Raw genomic sequence first — 17,674 nt, forward strand, 5'->3', positions numbered from 1 at the left:
ACGAGAAGATGTACGGGGGCGCCGGCGACGACACCATCATCGGCGGCGGTGGTACCAACCTGATCAACGTCGGTTCCGGACACAACACACTGGACACCACCGGCGACACCGACGACAAGATCCTCGGTCGCGTTCACTGACCCCCTATCACCACGCGCGACTTGCCGCCCGGCAAGCCCCGCCACCGCGGCCCCCTTCCTGCCGAAGGGGGCCGTCGGCGTTTCCCCGGAACGGACCATCCGGTCATCACACCCATCGGCATCGAAAGGCATGGTGGTCGACCCAATTTGGCCCGCGCGGTGCACAGATGTCATGCACGCCGTGTGCAACCTGACACCGTTTCAGTTGAGCGATCCACTGATCGGCCCAGCACCCCTTGCGCCCCGTCGCCTCACAGGCACTCTGCAGGCGCCGCGCGCCGCGGCAGAGGAATGCCGGATGGGTTCACCCGCCCGGCGGAGGGGATCCCACATGAGCCGCACAACCACCCGTCGCGCCCGGACCTGGCTCGCGGTCGCCGCCCTGGCCGTGCCCTGCGCGGCACTGTGCGCAGCAGCTCCGGCTCACGCCGCCACCTGCACGGACCCGGCCACCAGCCCGTCGGTCAGCGTCCACGACGCCTCGGTGGTCGAGGGCGACACCGGCACCCGCAACATCGACTTCCCCCTCACCATCAGCACCCCGGTCAATACCGACGTCACGGTCACCGCGTCAACCACTGACGGCACCGCGACCGCTCCGCCGGACTATCAGGGCACCACCGCCGCCCTGGGCATCATTCCGGCGTGCAGCACGATCGGGCACCTCTACATTCCCGTGGTCGGCGACACCGTTGGCGAGTCCGACGAGACGTTCACCGTGACACTGACCGCCGCCACCCGGACCGGGTCGCCCGCCCCCACTCTGACCGGCGGAGACGACACCGCCACCGGCACCATCATCGACGACGACGGCGGCCCCGTCAGCGCCAGCGCCCTCGAGGCCTGCGACCAGACGAGTACCGCATTCACAGACGCGATCGCCGACGGCTACCAGCTGCACTTCGTCACGTCGAACCACCACTACGTCGGCGGCTCCAACAAGGAGCTCATCATCGGCACCAACGGGCCGGACCGCATTGACGGTGGCAGCAAGGACGACATCATCTGCGGCATGGGCGGCAGGGACCGCATCGACGGTGGCTCGGGCGCCGATCAGATCGATGGCGGCGCGGGTCACGACACCATCGACGGCGGCTCCGGCACCGACACCATCGTCGACACCGCCAACGGCCACGACAACGTCCTGCCGAGCTCGGGCAACGATTCCATTTCCTGAACAGAGCTGACGCACCACCAGATGGCCCCTTCCGCGGACGGGGCCATCTGCATGTGCGGGTCCTGACAGCGTGACCCGTTCGGAGCACGAGGGTGCCAACCGGACATTCCCCAGCGCGATCATCAGCATGATTGCGACGCGCCTGCCGACAGCCGCGTCCGGTACGGGAGGGGATCCCACGATGACGCACACCCCCACGCGACGCCTTCGCCTGTGGTTGGCGGTCGGCGCCCTCCTGGCGCCGGCCACCGTGCTGGCGGCCGCGAGTCCCAGCGACGCCGCACTGCCGTCCCACTGCGTCTATGACACCGGCGGACCGGGGGTCACCTGCACGTATACCTCGTCAGGCACGTTCACCGTGCCTCCCGGCCTGGGCCTCACCCCCATCTCGGTCACCGCCTCCGGCGGTGCCGGGGGCAAGAACGCGGCCGGCGTCCCCGGTGGTCTGGGTGCCATGACGACGGCGACCGCGAACCCGGCCGCCGGTTCGGTGTTCAGCTTCGTGGTCGGCGGCTCCGGCAGCACCGCAACCGCGAGCAGCAACGGCGCAGGTGCGAACGGCGGCGGCTCCGCGGGTGGTACCGGCGCCGGTGGCGGTGGCGGCCTCACCGAGGTCACCGGGCCTGGCGGCTTCCATCTCATCGCTGGCGGCGGCGGCGGCGCGGGCGCCAACGCGACGGGCACCGCGGCCGGGAGCGGCGGAACCGGCGGGACCGCCGGCACCAACACGAACGGTCAGGGCTCTGATGGCATGCCCGGCACACCGCCGGGCGCGGGTGGAGCGGCCGGTCCCGCATCGACCCCGGTCGGCACGTCAGCCGTTCCGGGCGCGTCGGGACTGGTCGCGGGCTCGGCCAACGGTGGAGCGGGCGGTGGCGGCGGGGGCGGCGCTGGGACGCCCGCGGCCGGCGGTGGTGGCGGCGGCATCGGTTCGCCGCCCAACGCCGGCGGCGGCGGCGGCGGCGGCGCCGGGTCCAGTCTCGGCATCGCCAACTCCTTCAGCCCCACCGCGACCGGTCCGTCGGTGGTCGTGAAGTACACCCCGTGCGTCACAGACGCCTCGGTCTCGATCGGCAACGCGCAGGTGATCGAGGGCAACGCCGGCACCAACAACCTGAAGATCCCGATCGCCGTGAACAACCCGTCCGGCTGCACCGGCGTCACCGTCAAGCTGGCGATCGTGGGCGGAACCGCCACCCCGGGCGTCGACTACATCGTCCCGGCGCTCACTCCGGTGGTCATCCCGGCGGGCAGCACCGGCGTCGACGTCACGATCAAGGTCAAGGGCGACACCGACGTCGAGCCCAACGAGACAATCTTCGTCAAGATCGTTTCGGTCAGCTCGCCGGACGCCAGCGACCCGGCGGATCTGCCCAAGGTCACCGACGGATTCGCGATCGGCACCATCCTCAACGACGATGACGAGATCCCCTACTGCGCACCGGGGGTTGCCCCGCCGATGGGATACAACGTCATCACCGGCGACAACGGTCCGAACAAGTTGATCGGCACCCCCGGGCCCGACATCATCTACGGCCTGGGCGGCGATGACGTGATCCTCGGCGGGCGTGGCGCCGACATCCTGTGCGGCGGCAGCGGACGCGACGAGATCCTCGGCGGTCCCGGTAAGGACCAGATCTCCGGCGGCCCGGGCAACGACAAGCTGCTCGGTGGCGCAGGCCACGACACCATCTTCGGTGGTACCGGCCGCAACGAGATCCACCAGTAACCAGCACCGCACACCACGGCGACGGCCCTCGCACCCGCGGGGGCCGTCGTCGTGTGTCCGCAGGCAGCGACCCCGCACCCACTCTCATACGTGAGGCGTCAATTTCCGGTCCCAGGAGCCCCAAATCTGACGCCCCGCGTATGACAGAACTCCGCCCGCTCATGAATGAGCGGAGGGCGAGCGCCCCCGACAACGCAAAACCCGCGGACACCGGATCGGTGGCCGCGGGTTCGGTATCGCGAATGGCCGGTCAGTTCATCCCCACCAGCGCGGGCACCTGGCGCAACTCCTCGGTCCACTCCGCGTGCGGCTCACCCTCAGCGGCCGCGAGGAACCCACCGAGCCCCTGGGCCAACAACTCCCGGGCCTCCGGATCCATCCGGGCCAGCACCCGCTCGATGGCATCGCGCCGGTGATCAGCGACCCGCTGGATCAACGCGATCCCCGATGCGGTCAGCGCCAGGTCCACCCGACGCCGGTCCTGCACCGACTCGGTGCGCGCCAACAGACCCGCCTCGACCAGGCGGTCGCACGCCCGGGTGGCGTTCGACGGGTGCACCCCCAGCGCCGCCGCGACCTCGTTGAGGTTCAGCGGTCCGCTGTTCGCCACGATCACCAATGCCCGGTACTGCGCGATCGTGATGAACTCCGCGATCGGCGCCACCGAGTCGGCCACCACCGACATCAACAGTCGGGAAGTAGCCATCATTGTCTCGACGTGTTCGTCCATCGGCACACGCCCCCTCTCATCCAGCCTGATGGCAGAGAAGTCTAGGGTCGTTCTCAGCTAATACCCAGCATCACTGCGCCGACCGCGTGAACCCGGCGTTAACCCCAAACGACGCGCGGGGGCCGTCGAAGGCGCGTGGACAGGCCGACGGGCCGGCCGTAGTCTCCGGAAAGTCCAACGGCTCGACGCGGAAGGAAAGGCCGGTCGGTGATGCTCAAGGCGCTTGTCGTAGCCGGGGTGACGGATGCCGGTACGCGCCCGCACGGCAACTTCTTCCACATCGTGATGCTGCAGTTCCACGTCATCGTGGCCGGCCTGTGGGCGATCCTGGCGATCCTCACCGCGATGGTGGCGATCCCCGCCCTGCGCCGGGTCCCCTCCGTGATCGGCCTGCACGTTCTTCAGGTGAAGCGGGAACTGTTGCTCAACAGCCTGTGCGGCAGCTACCTCCTCACCCTCGCCACCGGCGTCTGGCTGCTCTACAAGCAGGCCGCCTTCGACCCGCCGTTCTCCGGCTCCGACTGGAGCCAGCTCAAGCACTCCCCCTACGGCCTGCCGTACTACTACGCCCTCTACACGAAGATCGGCCTGTTCCTGCTGATGGGCGTGGCCACCTGGGTGCTGGCCATGGAGGCGGCCCGCGCGGCCAAGGAATCCGAGGCGGCCGGCGGCCCCACCGAGATGGACCTCGACTCCGACGACGAGACGTGGTTGGAAGAAGAGGTCGTGCCCGAGGGCGTGGACGACGACCTGGGCGTCTTCGGGGCGGAGGACGGCGGCACGCTGACCACCACCCGTACCGAGGCCCGACGCCGGTTGGCCACGCACACGCCGCTGGCCACCCTGTGGGCCGCGATCATCTTCATCGTCGTCGGCCTGGGCGGCATCGGGTTCTGCGTCACGCTGATCAAGTACTTCCACGAGCTCGCCCGCTCCGCCGTGGTCTACCAGCAGCTGCGTTACGGCACCGGCTGAACGGCCGATCCGCGCGCAAGCGGACCTTATGTGTCGCCCTCGCGAGCTAACGTGATGACTGTTCGCGATCACGCTGCCGGGGGCACCCATGAGTATGGAAGTCGCCGCATGGAGCTCCATGTGGCACACGATGAACGCCTCGCAGGAGCGGCGGCCGTACTCCGCCGCCACCGCGCGCCGCATCGCGGGGTTCGCCCGGCCACGACGTAAGCAGCTCGTCGCATTCATGGCGTTATCGGTGTGCTCGGCTTGCCTGACGGTGGCCGCCCCGCTGCTGGCCGGGCACGTGATCAACGCGATCGTCGCGCACCGGGCCACGCACGTGGTGGTGACGCTGTCGCTGGTGATCGCCGCGCTCGCGGTGCTGGACGCCACGTTCAGCCTGTGTATCCGGGTGCTCTCCTCGCGCATCGGCGAGGGCCTGATCCTCGACCTGCGCACCGCCGTGTTCGATCACGTGCAGCGCATGCCGGTGGCCTTCTTCACCCGCACCCGCACCGGCGCGCTGGTCTCCCGGCTGAACAACGACGTGATCGGCGCGCAACGCGCGTTCAGCACCACGCTGTCCGGGCTGGTGTCCAACACGGTCACGCTGCTGCTGGCCGGCGCAGTGATGTTCACCCTGTCCTGGCAGGTCACCCTGATCGCGTTGGTGATGGTGCCCCTGTTCATGGTGCCCAGCCGTCGGGTGGGTCGGCGGCTGGCCGCGCTGCAGCGTGAGGCGGCCGGTCACAACGCCGCGATGACCACGCAGATGGCCGAACGGTTCTCCGCACCCGGCGCGACACTGGTCAAGCTCATGGGGCAACCCGAGCTGGAGTCCGCGGAGTTCCGCGCCCGCGCCGACCGGGTGCGCGCCATCGGGGTGCGCACCGCGTTGTCCCAGTCCATGTTCGTCGTCTCATTGACGTTGGTGTCCGCGCTGGCGTTGGCGCTGGTCTACGGCATGGGCGGCACCCTGGCCCTGCACGGGCACCTCAAGGCCGGCACCGTCGTTAGCCTCAGCCTGCTGCTCACCCGCCTCTACGCCCCGCTCACCGCCCTGGCCAGCGCCCGGCTGGACGTGATGACCGCGTTGGTCAGCTTCGAGCGGGTCTTCGAAGTGCTCGACCTGACGCCGCTGATCGCCGAGGTCGAGGAGCCCACCCCACTGCCCGCGGGGCCGCTCGGCGTCAGCTTCGAGGGTGTGCACTTCGCCTACCCCTCAGCGGACAAGGTGTCGCTGGCGTCGCTGGAGGAGGTCGCGCAACTGGACACCCGCGGCGGGATCGAGGTGCTGCACGACATCTGCTTCGAGGTCGAGCCGGGCCGGATGGTGGCCCTGGTCGGGTCCTCCGGCGCGGGCAAATCGACGATCGCCTCGCTGATCCCCCGCCTCTACGACGTGGACACCGGTGCCATCCGGGTCGGCGGGGTGGACGTGCGGGAGCTGTCCTTCGCCGAGATGCGCGGCGCCCTGGGCATGGTGACCCAGGATGGGCACCTGTTCCACGAGTCGATCCGGTCCAACCTGCTGCTGGTACGTCCGCAGGCCACCGAGGCGGAGTTGCTCGACGCACTGCGCCGGGCCAGGCTGGCCGAGTTGGTCGCCAAGCTCCCCGACGGGTTGGACACCGTGGTCGGCGAGCGCGGCTACCGCCTGTCCGGCGGCGAACGGCAGCGGTTGACCATCGCCCGGCTGCTGCTGGCCCGCCCCCGGGTGGTCATCCTCGACGAGGCCACCGCGCACCTGGACTCCACCTCGGAGGCCGCGGTACAGGAGGCGCTGGGTGAGGCGCTGGCCGGGCGCACCGCGATCGTCATCGCGCACCGGTTGTCCACCGTGCGCGCGGCCGACGAGATCCTGGTGGTGGAGGACGGGCGGATTATCGAGCGCGGCCCGCACCGGGCGCTGTTGGCGGCCGGCGGTCGCTACGCCGAGCTGTACCACACCCAGTTCAGCGAGCAGACAACGCAAACGGCGGTGGACCCGGCCGGGCCCACCGCCGCCTGAGCAGCCGTCAGACTTACGCCGCGGAGGTCGCGATGTAGATCGTCGCGGTCTCCGGGTCCGCCGGCAGCACGGGCAGCGTGACCACCCGCGCGGCCGCCACCGGGCGGACCAGCCGCACCGCGAACCCGCCCACCGTGCGCACACCGTGCGCCGCGGCGGCCACCACGTTGTAGACGAAGTACACGGCGAGCACCGCGATCAGCACCGGGCCGGCGATCATGACGAACGTGCCGACGTCGTGTCGGTTTCCGTTGTCGGTCGCAAAGTTCAGGTAGGACCTGGTCAGCTCCGCGACCATGCCACTCATTGTTCGTCCCGCCTCGTGCTCGTGCCTTCTGCCGACGGTCGTCGGTACAGGTGAGGCTGAGACGGAGCCGTTATAACTGCGGTTCCGGACGAGGGATCACAAGCCGCATTTCGGGCGGAAAATCAACCGTTCGTTCAACGCCGCATCCTCCGATCGGAGGGGCTACTCCCACTCGATGGTGCCGGGTGGCTTGCTGGTCACGTCCAGCACCACCCGGTTGATCTCGCGCACCTCGTTGGTGATCCGGGTGGAGATGCGGGCCAGCGTCTCGTAGGGCACCCGCGACCAGTCCGCGGTCATCGCGTCCTCGGAGCTGACCGGGCGCAGCACCACCGGGTGACCGTAGGTCCGCCCGTCCCCCTGCACGCCGACCGAGCGCACGTCGGCCAACAGCACCACCGGGCACTGCCAGATGTCGCGGTCCAACCCGGCCGCGGATAATTCCTCGCGGGCGATCGCGTCGGCCTCGCGCAGGATGTCCAACCGCTCGCCGGTGACCTCACCGATGATCCGGATGCCCAAACCGGGGCCGGGGAACGGCTGCCGCCAGACGATCGCCTCGGGCAACCCCAGTTCGATACCGACCCGGCGCACCTCGTCCTTGAACAACGCGCGCAGCGGCTCGACCAGACCGAAGGCCAGATCCTCGGGCAGTCCGCCGACGTTGTGATGGCTCTTGATGTTCGCGGTGCCGGTGCCGCCGCCGGACTCCACCACGTCCGGGTAGAGCGTGCCCTGCACCAGGAAGTCCACCCCGCCGCCGTGCGCCGCGATGACATCGCGGGCGGCCGACTCGAACACCCGGATGAACTCCCGGCCGATGATCTTGCGTTTGTCCTCCGGATCGGTGACCCCGGCCAGCGCGTCCAGGAACCGCTTCTGGGCGTCCACCACCACCAGGTCCACGCCGGTGGCCGCGACGAAGTCGCGCTCCACTTGCTCGGCCTCGCCCTTGCGCAGTAAGCCGTGGTCGACGAACACGCAGGTGAGTCGGTCGCCGATGGCCCGCTGCACCAGCGCCGCGGCCACCGCGGAGTCCACGCCCCCGGACAGTCCGCAGATCGCCCGGCCGGTGTCGCCGATGGTGGCGCGCACCGCGTCGACGGCGTCGGAGACGATGTTCACCATCGTCCAGGTCGGCGCGATGCCCGCGACGTCGTGCAGGAACCGCTCCAGCAGCGCCTGCCCGTGCGGGGTGTGCACCACCTCCGGGTGGTACTGCACCCCGGCCAAGCGCCGCTCGCAATCCTCGAACGCCGCCACCGGTGCACCCTCGGAGAACGCCAGCACATCGAAGCCGGGCGGCGCCTCGTGCACCGCGTCCCCGTGGCTCATCCACACGGTCTGCGCATTCGGCTGCCCGGCCAGCAGGACCCCGTGGTCGCTGACCACCAACGGCGTCGCACCGAACTCGGACAGGCCGGTGCGGGCCACGTCGCCGCCGAGCGCGGCGGCCATTGCCTGGAAGCCGTAGCAAATACCGAACACCGGCACACCGGCGGCGAACAGCGCCGGGTCCACCGCGGGCGCGCCGTCGGCGTACACCGACGACGGGCCGCCGGACAGCACGATCGCGGCCGGGTCGCGGGCCAACATCTCAGCCACCGATGCGGTGTGCGGCACGATCTCGGAGTACACCCGCGCCTCACGTACCCGCCGGGCGATCAGCTGCGCGTACTGCGCGCCGAAGTCGACCACCAGCACCGGCCGCGTGGGTACGTGCCCCGCGTTCGAACCCGCCCCAGCAGTCATTTCCGACCCCGTCGTATCACCCGTTTGGATGCTCTCGATCCTTCCACAGCGCCGCCCCGGCCCCGACACGCATCTTCGGGCCGCCCAGCACCCCATCGGGTGCACCCAATCGGTTGCTCAGCGACCCGAAGTTGGCGTGTCCCCCGCATGTCCCGCGGCGTGTCGGCTTGACCGGACGATGTTTTCGATTGACGGAATGGCACACCGTCGCGGACGCTGTTGGCAGCACAATTCGCGGGCACGGCGCCACGGCGCTGCCCGCGACCGGTGGAGCGAGCAGCACGGGCACATCGCCCGCGCGCCCTCCGCCGCCAGTGGTGCTGGGCCCGACCAAACCCGGGCCCAGCACCCACGACCTCAGCGGATCGGCACGATGTCCGGTGCCCCCATGCGCGCGGCGTCCGCGGTGCGATCGTCCGGCTGGTCCTGGGACTCCCGTTCGGCGGCCACCCGGGCCCGGTAGTGCTCGATCTCATTCGCGGTCTGCTCCGTGGTCCAGCCCAGCACGCCGGACATCAAATGCGCACACTCCCCGGCCGCGCCCACGCCCCGGTCGAAGGTCTCCACCGAGATCCGGGTGCGTCGGGTCATCACGTCGTCCAGGTGCCGGGCGCCCTCCCAGGCCGCGGCGTGCACGACCTCCGCGCGCAGGTAGTCCTCGGCCCCGGTGATCGGCTCCCGCAACGTCGGGTCGGCCTCGGCCAGGTCCAGCACCGGGCCCAGTTCCCCGCCATGTCGACGCAGCAGGTGCTCGATACGCGCCACGTGCAGGCCGGTCGCGGTCGCGGTGCGCTCCCGGGAGTTCCACGCGGCCTGGTACCCGGCGCCACCGACCAGCGGGATGCGGTCGGTGCAGGAGGGGGGGACCCGCTCGTTCATCGCGTGCACCGCGGCGTTCACCGCATCGCGGGCCATCACCCGGTAGGTCGTGTACTTGCCGCCGGCCACCACCACCAGGCCGGGCACCGGGTGCGCCACCACGTGCTCGCGAGAGAGCCGGGAGGTGTTCTCCGACTCCCCCGCCAGCAACGGCCGCAGCCCGGCGTACACGCCCTGCACGTCGGCCCGCTGCAACGGCGTGGCCAGCCATCTGTTGGCCTGGCTGAGCAGGTAGTCGATGTCCACCCGGCTGGCCGCCGGATGCGCCTTGTCCAGGTCCCACTGGGTGTCGGTAGTGCCCACGATCCAGTGCCGCTTCCACGGGATCACGAACAGCACGCTGTCCTCCGTGCGCGCGATCAACCCCATCGAGGCGTGAATGCGGTCCCGCGGCACCACCAGGTGCACGCCCTTGGATGCCCGCACGTGAAACTGTCCCCGCTCGCCGACCAGGGCCTGGGTGTCGTCGGTCCACACCCCGGTGGCATTGACAACCTGACGCGCCCTCACTTTCCATTCCGCGCCGGACTCGGTGTCGCGCACCTTGGCGCCCACCACGCGTTCACCCTCGCGCAGGAAGCCGATCACCTTCACCCGCGACGCACAGTGCGCGCCGTAGGCGGCGGCGGTGCGCACCAGGTTCACCACGAACCGGGCGTCGTCCACCTGGGCATCCCAGTACTGCACCGCGCCCACGTAGGCGTCGTTACGCAGAGCGGGCATTAGCCGACGGGCCTGACGCTTCGTCAGGTGACGATGCCGCGGTACCCCGGTCTCGCCCGGTGCGAGCGCGGCCAGGGTGTCGTAGAGCGCAATGCCCGCCCCCACGTAGGCGCGCTCCCAGCCGTGATGGGTCAACGGGTAGAGGAACGGCACCGGGCGTACCAGGTGCGGCGCCAGTTCGGTGAGCAGCAGGCTGCGCTCGCCCAGCGCCTCCCGGACCAGACCGAAGTCGAGCATCTCCAGGTAGCGCAACCCGCCGTGGATCAGCTTGCTGGACCGACTCGAGGTGCCCCCACCCCAGTCCCGCACGTCGACCAGCCCGACGTCCAGGCCGCGGGTGACCGCGTCCAGCGCGGTGCCCGCACCGACCACGCCCCCGCCGACCACCAGCAGGTCGAGCTCGCGGCCGGCCAACGCGGCGCACGCCGCCTCGCGCTCGGCCGGCCCCAGCCGTCCCGTCCCCATGACGCCACCCTAGAACCCGGGCGTCCGCTCAGCCGGGACCAATAGCTCACGGTTCAGCGGACGCGCCGCGGGTGGGGTTGTCAGGAGGTGACGACAACCTCGACGCGCTGGAACTCCTTGAGGTCGGAGTAGCCGCAGGTGGCCATTGCCCGACGCAGCGCGCCCACCAGGTTCATCGACCCGTCCGGCTGGCGGGACGGCCCGTGCAGGATCTCGGCGAACGTACCGATGGTGCCGACCTGCATGCGGGTGCCCCGCGGCAACACCGCGTGATGCGCCTCGGTGCCCCAGTGCCAGCCGCCGCCCGGCGCCTCGGCCCCGCGGGCCAACGGCGAGCCGATCATCACCGCGTCCGCGCCGCAGGCGATCGCCTTGGTGATCTCCCCCGACGTGGTCATGCCACCGTCGGCGATGACGTGCACATATCGCCCGCCGGATTCGTCCAGGTAGTCCCGCCGGGCCGCGGCCACGTCCGCGATGGCCGAGGCCATCGGCACCTTGATGCCCAACACCTCGGCGGTGGTGTGCGCGGAGCCGCCACCGAAACCGACCAGCACACCGGCCGCGCCGGTGCGCATCAGGTGCAGCGCGGCCTGGTAGGTCGCGCACCCGCCGACGATCACCGGCACGTCCAGCTCATGGATGAATTGCTTGAGGTTGAGCGGCTCGGCGCGGCCGGACACGTGCTCGGCGGACACCGTGGTGCCGCGGATCACGAACAGGTCGACGCCGGCATCCACCACCACATGTGCCAACTGGGCGGTGCGCTGCGGGGACAGGGCCGCGGCGGTAGTGATGCCCGCATCCCGCATGGCCTTGATCCGCGCGCCGATCAACTCCTCCTTGATCGGCTCGGCGTAGATCTGCTGCAGCCGCGCGGTGGCCTCGGAGTCGGGCAACTCACCGATCTCGTCGAACAGCGAGATCGGGTCGTCGTAGCGGGTCCACAACCCCTCCAGGTCGAGCACCGCCAGCCCGCCCAATCGACCGATCTCGATCGCCGAGTCCGGCGAGACCACGCTGTCCATCGGCGCGATCATGATCGGCAGCTCGAAGTGGTAGGCGTCGATCTGCCAGGCAGTGGAGATCTCCTCGGGGTCGCGGGTACGCCGCGACGGGACGATCGCCACCTGGTCGAACCCGTAGGCCGCCCGGCCGCGCTTGCCGCGGCCGATCTCGATCTCGGACAAGGCCAACGTCCCTGCCTATCTGCTGTGGTAGTTGGGCGACTCGACGGTCATCTGGACGTCGTGCGGGTGCGATTCCTTCAGGCCGGCCGCCGTGGTGCGCACGAACGTGCCCTTGGCGTGCAGTTGGACCACGTCGCGTGCGCCGATGTAGCCCATCGACGAGCGCAGCCCGCCGACCAACTGCTGCAGCACCGCCTCCAGCGGACCGCGGTAGGGCACCTGACCCTCCACGCCCTCCGGCACCAGCTTCTCATCCGAGGTGACGTCGTCCTGGAAGTAGCGGTCCTTGGAGTAGGACCGGCCCAGGCCGCGGGACTGCATGGCGCCCAACGACCCCATGCCCCGGTAGGACTTGTACTGCTTGCCGTTGATGAACAGCAGCTCACCAGGGCTCTCCTCGACGCCGGCCAGCAGGCTGCCCAGCATCACCGTGTCCGCCCCGGCAACCAGCGCCTTGGCAATGTCACCGGAGTACTGCAGGCCGCCGTCGCCGATCACCGGGACACCGGCCGGACCGGCCGCGAGCGAAGCCTCGTAAATCGCGGTCACCTGCGGCACCCCGATCCCGGCCACGACCCGGGTGGTACAGATCGAGCCGGGGCCGATGCCGACCTTGATGCCGTCCACGCCCGCGTCGATCAGCGCCTGCGCCCCCTCGCGGGTGGCCACGTTGCCGCCGATGACGTCGATGTCGCGGCCGGAGAGCTCACGCACGATGCGGGCGATGATCTCCAGCACCGCGCGGGAGTGCCCGTGCGCGGAGTCCACCACGAGGAAGTCCACGCCGGTCTCGACCAGCGTCATGGCTCGCTTGAACGACTCCTCGCCCACACCCACGGCGGCACCGACCACCAGGCGGCCGCCGGAGTCCTTGGTGGCATTCGGGTACTTCTCCGACTTCGCGAAGTCCTTGACCGTGATCAGGCCCTTGAGCCGACCCGCGGCGTCGACCAGTGGCAGTTTCTCGATCTTGTGATCGCGCAGCAGCACGAACGCGGCGCCATGGCTGGTGCCCACCGGCGCGGTGATCAGCGGCGCGCGCGTCATCACATCGCGGACCAGCCGCGAGGAGTCCTGCTCGAAACGCATGTCCCGGTTGGTGACGATGCCCAGCAGCACGCCGGACGGATCCACCACGGGCACCCCGGAGATCCGGTAGCGCCCGCACAGCGCATCCACGTCGCCGATGGTGGCGTCCGGGCCGATGGTCACCGGCTGGGCCACCATGCCCGCCTCGGAGCGCTTGACCACGTCGACCTGCTCGGCCTGGTCGGTGATCGACAGGTTGCGGTGCAGCACGCCCACGCCGCCCTGCCGGGCCATGGCGATGGCCATCCGGGCCTCGGTGACGGTGTCCATCGCCGAGGAGATCAGCGGCACCCGCAACGAGATATTGCGGGAGAGCCGCGATGTGGTGTCAACGTCGTTCGGCACCACGTCGGACGCACCGGGCAGCAGCAGCACGTCGTCGAACGTGAGTCCGAGCTGCGCGAACTTGGCGGGGTATTCGGCAGAGCTCATGATTCATCGTACCGTCGGGGAAGCTGACGGTGCGTCAGGAGGACGGTCCGCCGGGCTTGACCAGCGAGCGGGCCGCGTCGGCCGGCTTGGGCTGGGACAGGGCCTTGCCGGCCAGGTGGTACAGGACCAGGTAGGCGCCGGACTGGTGGGCCAGGTCGGAACCGGTCGGCCCGCGCAGCCCACCCACCGGGGGCGGGATGTCACCGGGCAGCGGGTGTTGCTGGTCCGGCAGCGGGTGGCCCAGCTTCTCCTTGGCCTTGTCCTTGAGCTGGTTCTTCGCGTGGTCGATGTTGTCCTCGCGCATGGCCGGCAGCCGGTCGGTCGGGTCGGCAAACCCGGTACCGGGCACCAGCGTCTCCGGGCGTTGCCCCGGCGGGTAGACGAATCCCGTGGTGGTCGGGTCGGTCGAGGCGCCGGCACCGCCGGTCGAGCCGTCGCCGGGCTTGCCCACCGCGGCGGCGGCCGGGGACATGATGCGCTGCCAGCGCTCACGCAGCGCGTCCAACTGGGCCTGCAGCGAGCGCAGCAGATCCGGATCGGTGATCAACGCCAGCAGCCGCTGCACCTGGGCCAACTGGTCGGCGGCGGTCACCAGATCGCCCCGGTTGAGGGCCCGCTCGGCCTGGTCCAGGTATTGGCTGGCGCGCTCGGCCGGCGTGCGGCCCGGGGTGACCTGGCCGCTCACCGAACCAACCGCGCGGCGCAGCGGCTCCAGCGGGCTGGAGCCGGTTGCCGCGGCCACGCCACCCAGCCCCAGCACCAGCGCACCGGTGGTCGCCACCGCGACCGCCTTCGGGGCGAACGCGCGGCGCCGCCGCAGCGGGAGCACGGCAGGCGGGGGCTCGTAGGCCGCCCAGGAGGTACCGGCCGCGGGCACCAGCGCCCGGTCGACACGCTCGGCAGCGGCATCCACCAGCGCGGTCTCCAGCAGGGTGGACAGTGGGCCGGGGCGTTGGTCGATCTCGGTCACGTAGGCACCGAGCAGCCGGGCGACCGGGTCGCCCTCGGCATCGGCAGAGACACCGGCGGCCACGCCGAGCGCGGCACCGGGCACCCGGCCGCCGAGCGCGTCGAGCAATGCGTCGTCGGAGTGCAGAGCAGCGAACCGCAGGTCCTCGGACATCAGTTCGGGACCCCCTTCTCGGCAGCGAGGGCTCGCAATTTGTTCAACGCGCGGTGCTGGGCCACCCGGACCGCGCCGGGGGTCATGTTCAGCGCCCGTCCGGTTTCCTCCGCGGACAGTCCGACGGCCACCCGCAGCACCATCAGTTCGCGCAGGTGGTCGGGCAGCTCGTCCAGCAGGTCGCGGGCACGTTGGGCGTCGACCGCTGCCATTGCGGCGTCCTCGGGACCGGCCGCCTCGTCCGGCTTCTCCGGCAGGAACTCGGTCGGCACCGCTGCCCGGATCGCAGCGCGCTGCACGTCGGCCACCTTGCGCGCGGCGATGCCGAACACGAAGGCCTCGAACGGGCGGCCCTCGTCCCGGTAGCGCGGCAGTGCGGTGAGCACGGCGATGCATGCCTCCTGCGCCGCGTCATCCGCGGCATATTCGGCGCCGGGAAGGCGCCCGAGTCGACCCCTGCAGTAACGCAGGACCATCGGGCGGATCCGAATGAGCAGCGCTTCCGTAGCATCGCGGTCACCCTGGGTGGCCGCAGCTGCCAGCTCGCGGAGATCGATCCGGTCCGTCCGACCTTCAATCGGTTCCGGATCGCCCGGCGTTACGCCCGCGATGCCCACCTGCTCCAGTTGCCTATCTGTTACCTCACCAGGCCGCGGCGCAGCGAGATAGCGACTGCGTGCGCACGGTCCGCGGCACCCAACTTGCGGAACAAACGACGAGCGTGGGTCTTGACCGTGTCCTCGGAGAGGAACAGTCCACGGCCGATCTCCGCATTGCTCTGACCCTCGCACATACCAGCCAGGACCTCCAGCTCTCGCTCGGTGAGTGTCGGGGCCGGCCGGTCGTCGGTGGCCGCACCCGCCGAGTCGGCGGTGGGCTGGGGTTCGATCAGGGCCTGGCCGATCACCACGCGGACCTCGGCACGGGTGGCGTCCTTGCGCAGATAACCGCGGGCCCCGGCAGCGACCGCGGCGACCACCGAGGCGTCCGGGTCCTCGGGCCGGGTCAGCATCAGCACCCGCGCGGTGGGGTCGGCCTGCCGGATGCGGCGCACCGCCGCCGCGCCGCCGCCCGAACGCGGGCCGGTCGCCGCGTCCAGCAGCACCAGGTCCGGCGGCTGGGCGCGCACGTGCTCCAGCGCCTCGTCCTCGGTTGCCGTGGTCACCACCCGCTCCACCCCGCGCACCGCGCCCACCGAACGGCGCAGCTGCTCGCGGATCAACGGGGAACCGTCGCACACCAGGATCGTTGCCATGGCACCTCCTCACCGGCCGCCGTCATCCACGGCCACCCTCGTCGGACGATGCGCACGCGCATCGCGGCCGGCGATTGGGCCGAACGGGTGACACCACCCGGCGTTGTCAGGTTAGTCGCGGGGTCCTCGTGCCGCCGTCGCTTCGCAAGAACCCCGCAACCAGCTCAATAGTGGAGCCAGTTTGCCCCTCTGGTCCCACTAAACCACTTTAGCCACGCCAACCTCAATAGACCCAAATCTCGGTAAAGCCACAATTCGCCTCCGCCGAGCCGGAAAAGCACAGCGACCCCGGACGGGACGTTCCGGGGCCGCTGCAGCGTGCGGGTGGTGCGGGAATTACCTCAGTGGCCGTGACCGTGGCCGTGTCCGCCGCCGGCGGCCGGCTTCTCCTCCGCGGGCTTCTCCACCACCAAGGTCTCGGTGGTGAGCAGCATGCCCGCGATAGAGCCGGCGTTGGCCAGTGCGGAGCGGGTGACCCGGACCGGGTCGATGACGCCCTGCGCCATCAGATCGCCGTACTCGCCGGTGGCCGCGTTGAAGCCCTTGCCGCTCTCCCGGACGTTGGCAACGACCACGTACCCCTCATAGCCTGCGTTCTCCGCGATCCAGCGCAGCGGCTCGTCGACGGCCTTGCGCACGACCTGTACGCCGATCGCCTCGTCGCCCTCCAGGCCCAAACCATCGTTGAGCACCGCCGCGGCGTGCACCAGCGCGGCGCCACCGCCGACGATGATGCCCTCCGCGACCGCCGCGCGGGTGGCCGAGACGGCGTCCTCGATGCGGTGCTTCTTCTCCTTCAGCTCCACCTCGGTGGCCGCGCCGACCTTGATCACGCAGACACCACCGGCGAGCTTCGCCAGCCGCTCCTGCAGCTTCTCCTTGTCCCAGTCCGAGTCGGTGTTCTCGATCTCGGCGTTGATCTGGGCGATTCGGGCGGCCACCTCCTGGGCGTCACCGAGGCCGTCGATGATGGTGGTGTCGTCCTTGGTGACCACCACGCGCCGGGCGGTGCCGAGCACCTCGAGGCCGACCTGGTCGATCTTCAGACCCAGTTCCGGACTGATCACCTGGGCCCCGGTCAGCACGGCGATGTCCTCGAGCATCGCCTTGCGGCGGTCGCCGAAGCCGGGTGCCTTGACGGCCACCGAGCTGAACGTGCCGCGGATCTTGTTGACCACCAGCGTGGACAGTGCCTCGCCGTCCACGTCCTCGGCGATGACCAGCAGCGACTTACCCGCGCCGATGACCTTCTCCAGGATCGGCACCAGATCGGAGATCGAGGAGATCTTGCCCGCGTTGAGCAGGATCAGCGGGTCGTCAAGCACGGTCTCCATGCGCTCGGCGTCGGTGACGAAGTACGGCGAGATGTAGCCCTTGTCGAACTGCATGCCCTCCGTGAACTCCAGCTCGAGGCCCATGGTGTTGGACTCCTCGACGGTGATCACGCCGTCCTTGCCGACGCGGTCGAAGGCGTCCGCGATCAGCCCGCCGACACCGGCGTCCTGCGCGGAGATCGTCGCGACACTGGCCATGTCGTCGCGGGTCTCGACCTCGCGGGCGGCGTGTTGCAGCTGGAGACCCACCGCCTCGGTGGCCGCGTCGATGCCGCGCTTGAGGCTCATCGGGTTGACGCCCGCCGCGACCGCGCGGATGCCCTCGTGCACCATCGCCTGGGCGAGCACGGTGGCGGTGGTGGTGCCGTCACCGGCGACGTC

14 protein-coding genes are annotated in these 17,674 nt (G+C 70.3%); 4 read left to right on the top strand and 10 right to left on the bottom strand.

Going from position 1 to position 17,674, the window contains the following annotated elements:
* Positions 1 to 471 precede the first annotated feature (471 nt).
* On the top strand, positions 472 to 1,317 hold the full coding sequence (locus tag VGJ14_03325) for a Calx-beta domain-containing protein (GenBank protein ID HEY2831432.1): 846 nt from the start codon (positions 472 to 474) through the stop codon (positions 1,315 to 1,317).
* Between the two features lie 181 nt (positions 1,318 to 1,498).
* Positions 1,499 to 3,046, top strand: coding sequence for a calcium-binding protein (locus VGJ14_03330; GenBank protein ID HEY2831433.1), 1,548 nt, complete (start codon positions 1,499 to 1,501; stop codon positions 3,044 to 3,046).
* A 250-nt stretch (positions 3,047 to 3,296) separates the two neighbouring features.
* On the opposite strand, the gene VGJ14_03335 is transcribed toward VGJ14_03330, so the two are convergent.
* On the bottom strand, positions 3,297 to 3,776 hold the full coding sequence (locus tag VGJ14_03335) for a MarR family transcriptional regulator (protein HEY2831434.1): 480 nt from the start codon (positions 3,774 to 3,776) through the stop codon (positions 3,297 to 3,299).
* Positions 3,777 to 3,983: 207 nt separating this feature from the next.
* On the opposite strand from VGJ14_03335, the gene VGJ14_03340 reads away from it, so the two are divergent.
* Both VGJ14_03340 and VGJ14_03345 read left to right on the top strand, forming a co-directional pair.
* Entirely contained in the window at positions 3,984 to 4,751 is a 768-nt protein-coding gene (locus VGJ14_03340) for a hypothetical protein (GenBank protein HEY2831435.1), read from the top strand.
* 88 nt (positions 4,752 to 4,839) lie between these two features.
* Positions 4,840 to 6,744 carry an ABC transporter ATP-binding protein gene (locus tag VGJ14_03345; GenBank protein ID HEY2831436.1) on the top strand — a complete coding sequence of 635 codons (1,905 nt, stop codon included), beginning with the start codon at positions 4,840 to 4,842 and terminating at the stop codon, positions 6,742 to 6,744.
* Positions 6,745 to 6,757: 13 nt separating this feature from the next.
* Here VGJ14_03345 and VGJ14_03350 read toward each other — a convergent pair whose 3' ends face one another.
* From VGJ14_03350 to groL, 9 genes are all read right to left on the bottom strand, one after another.
* Positions 6,758 to 7,042: a hypothetical protein gene (locus VGJ14_03350; GenBank protein ID HEY2831437.1), complete on the bottom strand. Its 285-nt coding sequence runs from the start codon at positions 7,040 to 7,042 to the stop codon at positions 6,758 to 6,760.
* A gap of 171 nt (positions 7,043 to 7,213) precedes the next feature.
* The gene (gene guaA / locus VGJ14_03355; protein HEY2831438.1) at positions 7,214 to 8,803 is read right to left on the bottom strand and encodes a glutamine-hydrolyzing GMP synthase; all 1,590 of its coding nucleotides are present in this window, start codon (positions 8,801 to 8,803) and stop codon (positions 7,214 to 7,216) included.
* A gap of 357 nt (positions 8,804 to 9,160) precedes the next feature.
* Entirely contained in the window at positions 9,161 to 10,870 is a 1,710-nt protein-coding gene (locus VGJ14_03360) for a glycerol-3-phosphate dehydrogenase/oxidase (protein HEY2831439.1), read from the bottom strand.
* A gap of 80 nt (positions 10,871 to 10,950) precedes the next feature.
* The gene (locus VGJ14_03365; GenBank protein HEY2831440.1) at positions 10,951 to 12,060 is read right to left on the bottom strand and encodes a GuaB3 family IMP dehydrogenase-related protein; all 1,110 of its coding nucleotides are present in this window, start codon (positions 12,058 to 12,060) and stop codon (positions 10,951 to 10,953) included.
* Between the two features lie 15 nt (positions 12,061 to 12,075).
* On the bottom strand, positions 12,076 to 13,581 hold the full coding sequence (gene guaB / locus VGJ14_03370; GenBank protein ID HEY2831441.1) for an IMP dehydrogenase: 1,506 nt from the start codon (positions 13,579 to 13,581) through the stop codon (positions 12,076 to 12,078).
* 34 nt (positions 13,582 to 13,615) lie between these two features.
* On the bottom strand, positions 13,616 to 14,704 hold the full coding sequence (locus VGJ14_03375) for a hypothetical protein (GenBank protein HEY2831442.1): 1,089 nt from the start codon (positions 14,702 to 14,704) through the stop codon (positions 13,616 to 13,618).
* Positions 14,704 to 15,321 carry an RNA polymerase sigma factor ShbA gene (gene shbA, locus VGJ14_03380; GenBank protein HEY2831443.1) on the bottom strand — a complete coding sequence of 206 codons (618 nt, stop codon included), beginning with the start codon at positions 15,319 to 15,321 and terminating at the stop codon, positions 14,704 to 14,706. The genes VGJ14_03375 and shbA overlap by 1 nt, the downstream gene beginning before the upstream one ends.
* Positions 15,322 to 15,341: 20 nt before the next feature.
* Complete coding sequence (locus tag VGJ14_03385) at positions 15,342 to 15,959, bottom strand: response regulator transcription factor (GenBank protein ID HEY2831444.1); 618 nt, start codon at positions 15,957 to 15,959, stop codon at positions 15,342 to 15,344.
* A gap of 341 nt (positions 15,960 to 16,300) precedes the next feature.
* Positions 16,301 to 17,674, bottom strand: a 1,374-nt coding sequence (groL, locus tag VGJ14_03390; protein ID HEY2831445.1) for a chaperonin GroEL, incomplete at its 5' end; no start/stop codon positions are given.

Source organism: Sporichthyaceae bacterium (genome assembly GCA_036493475.1).
In the GTDB taxonomy this organism is placed as follows: Bacteria; Actinomycetota; Actinomycetes; order Sporichthyales; family Sporichthyaceae; genus DASQPJ01.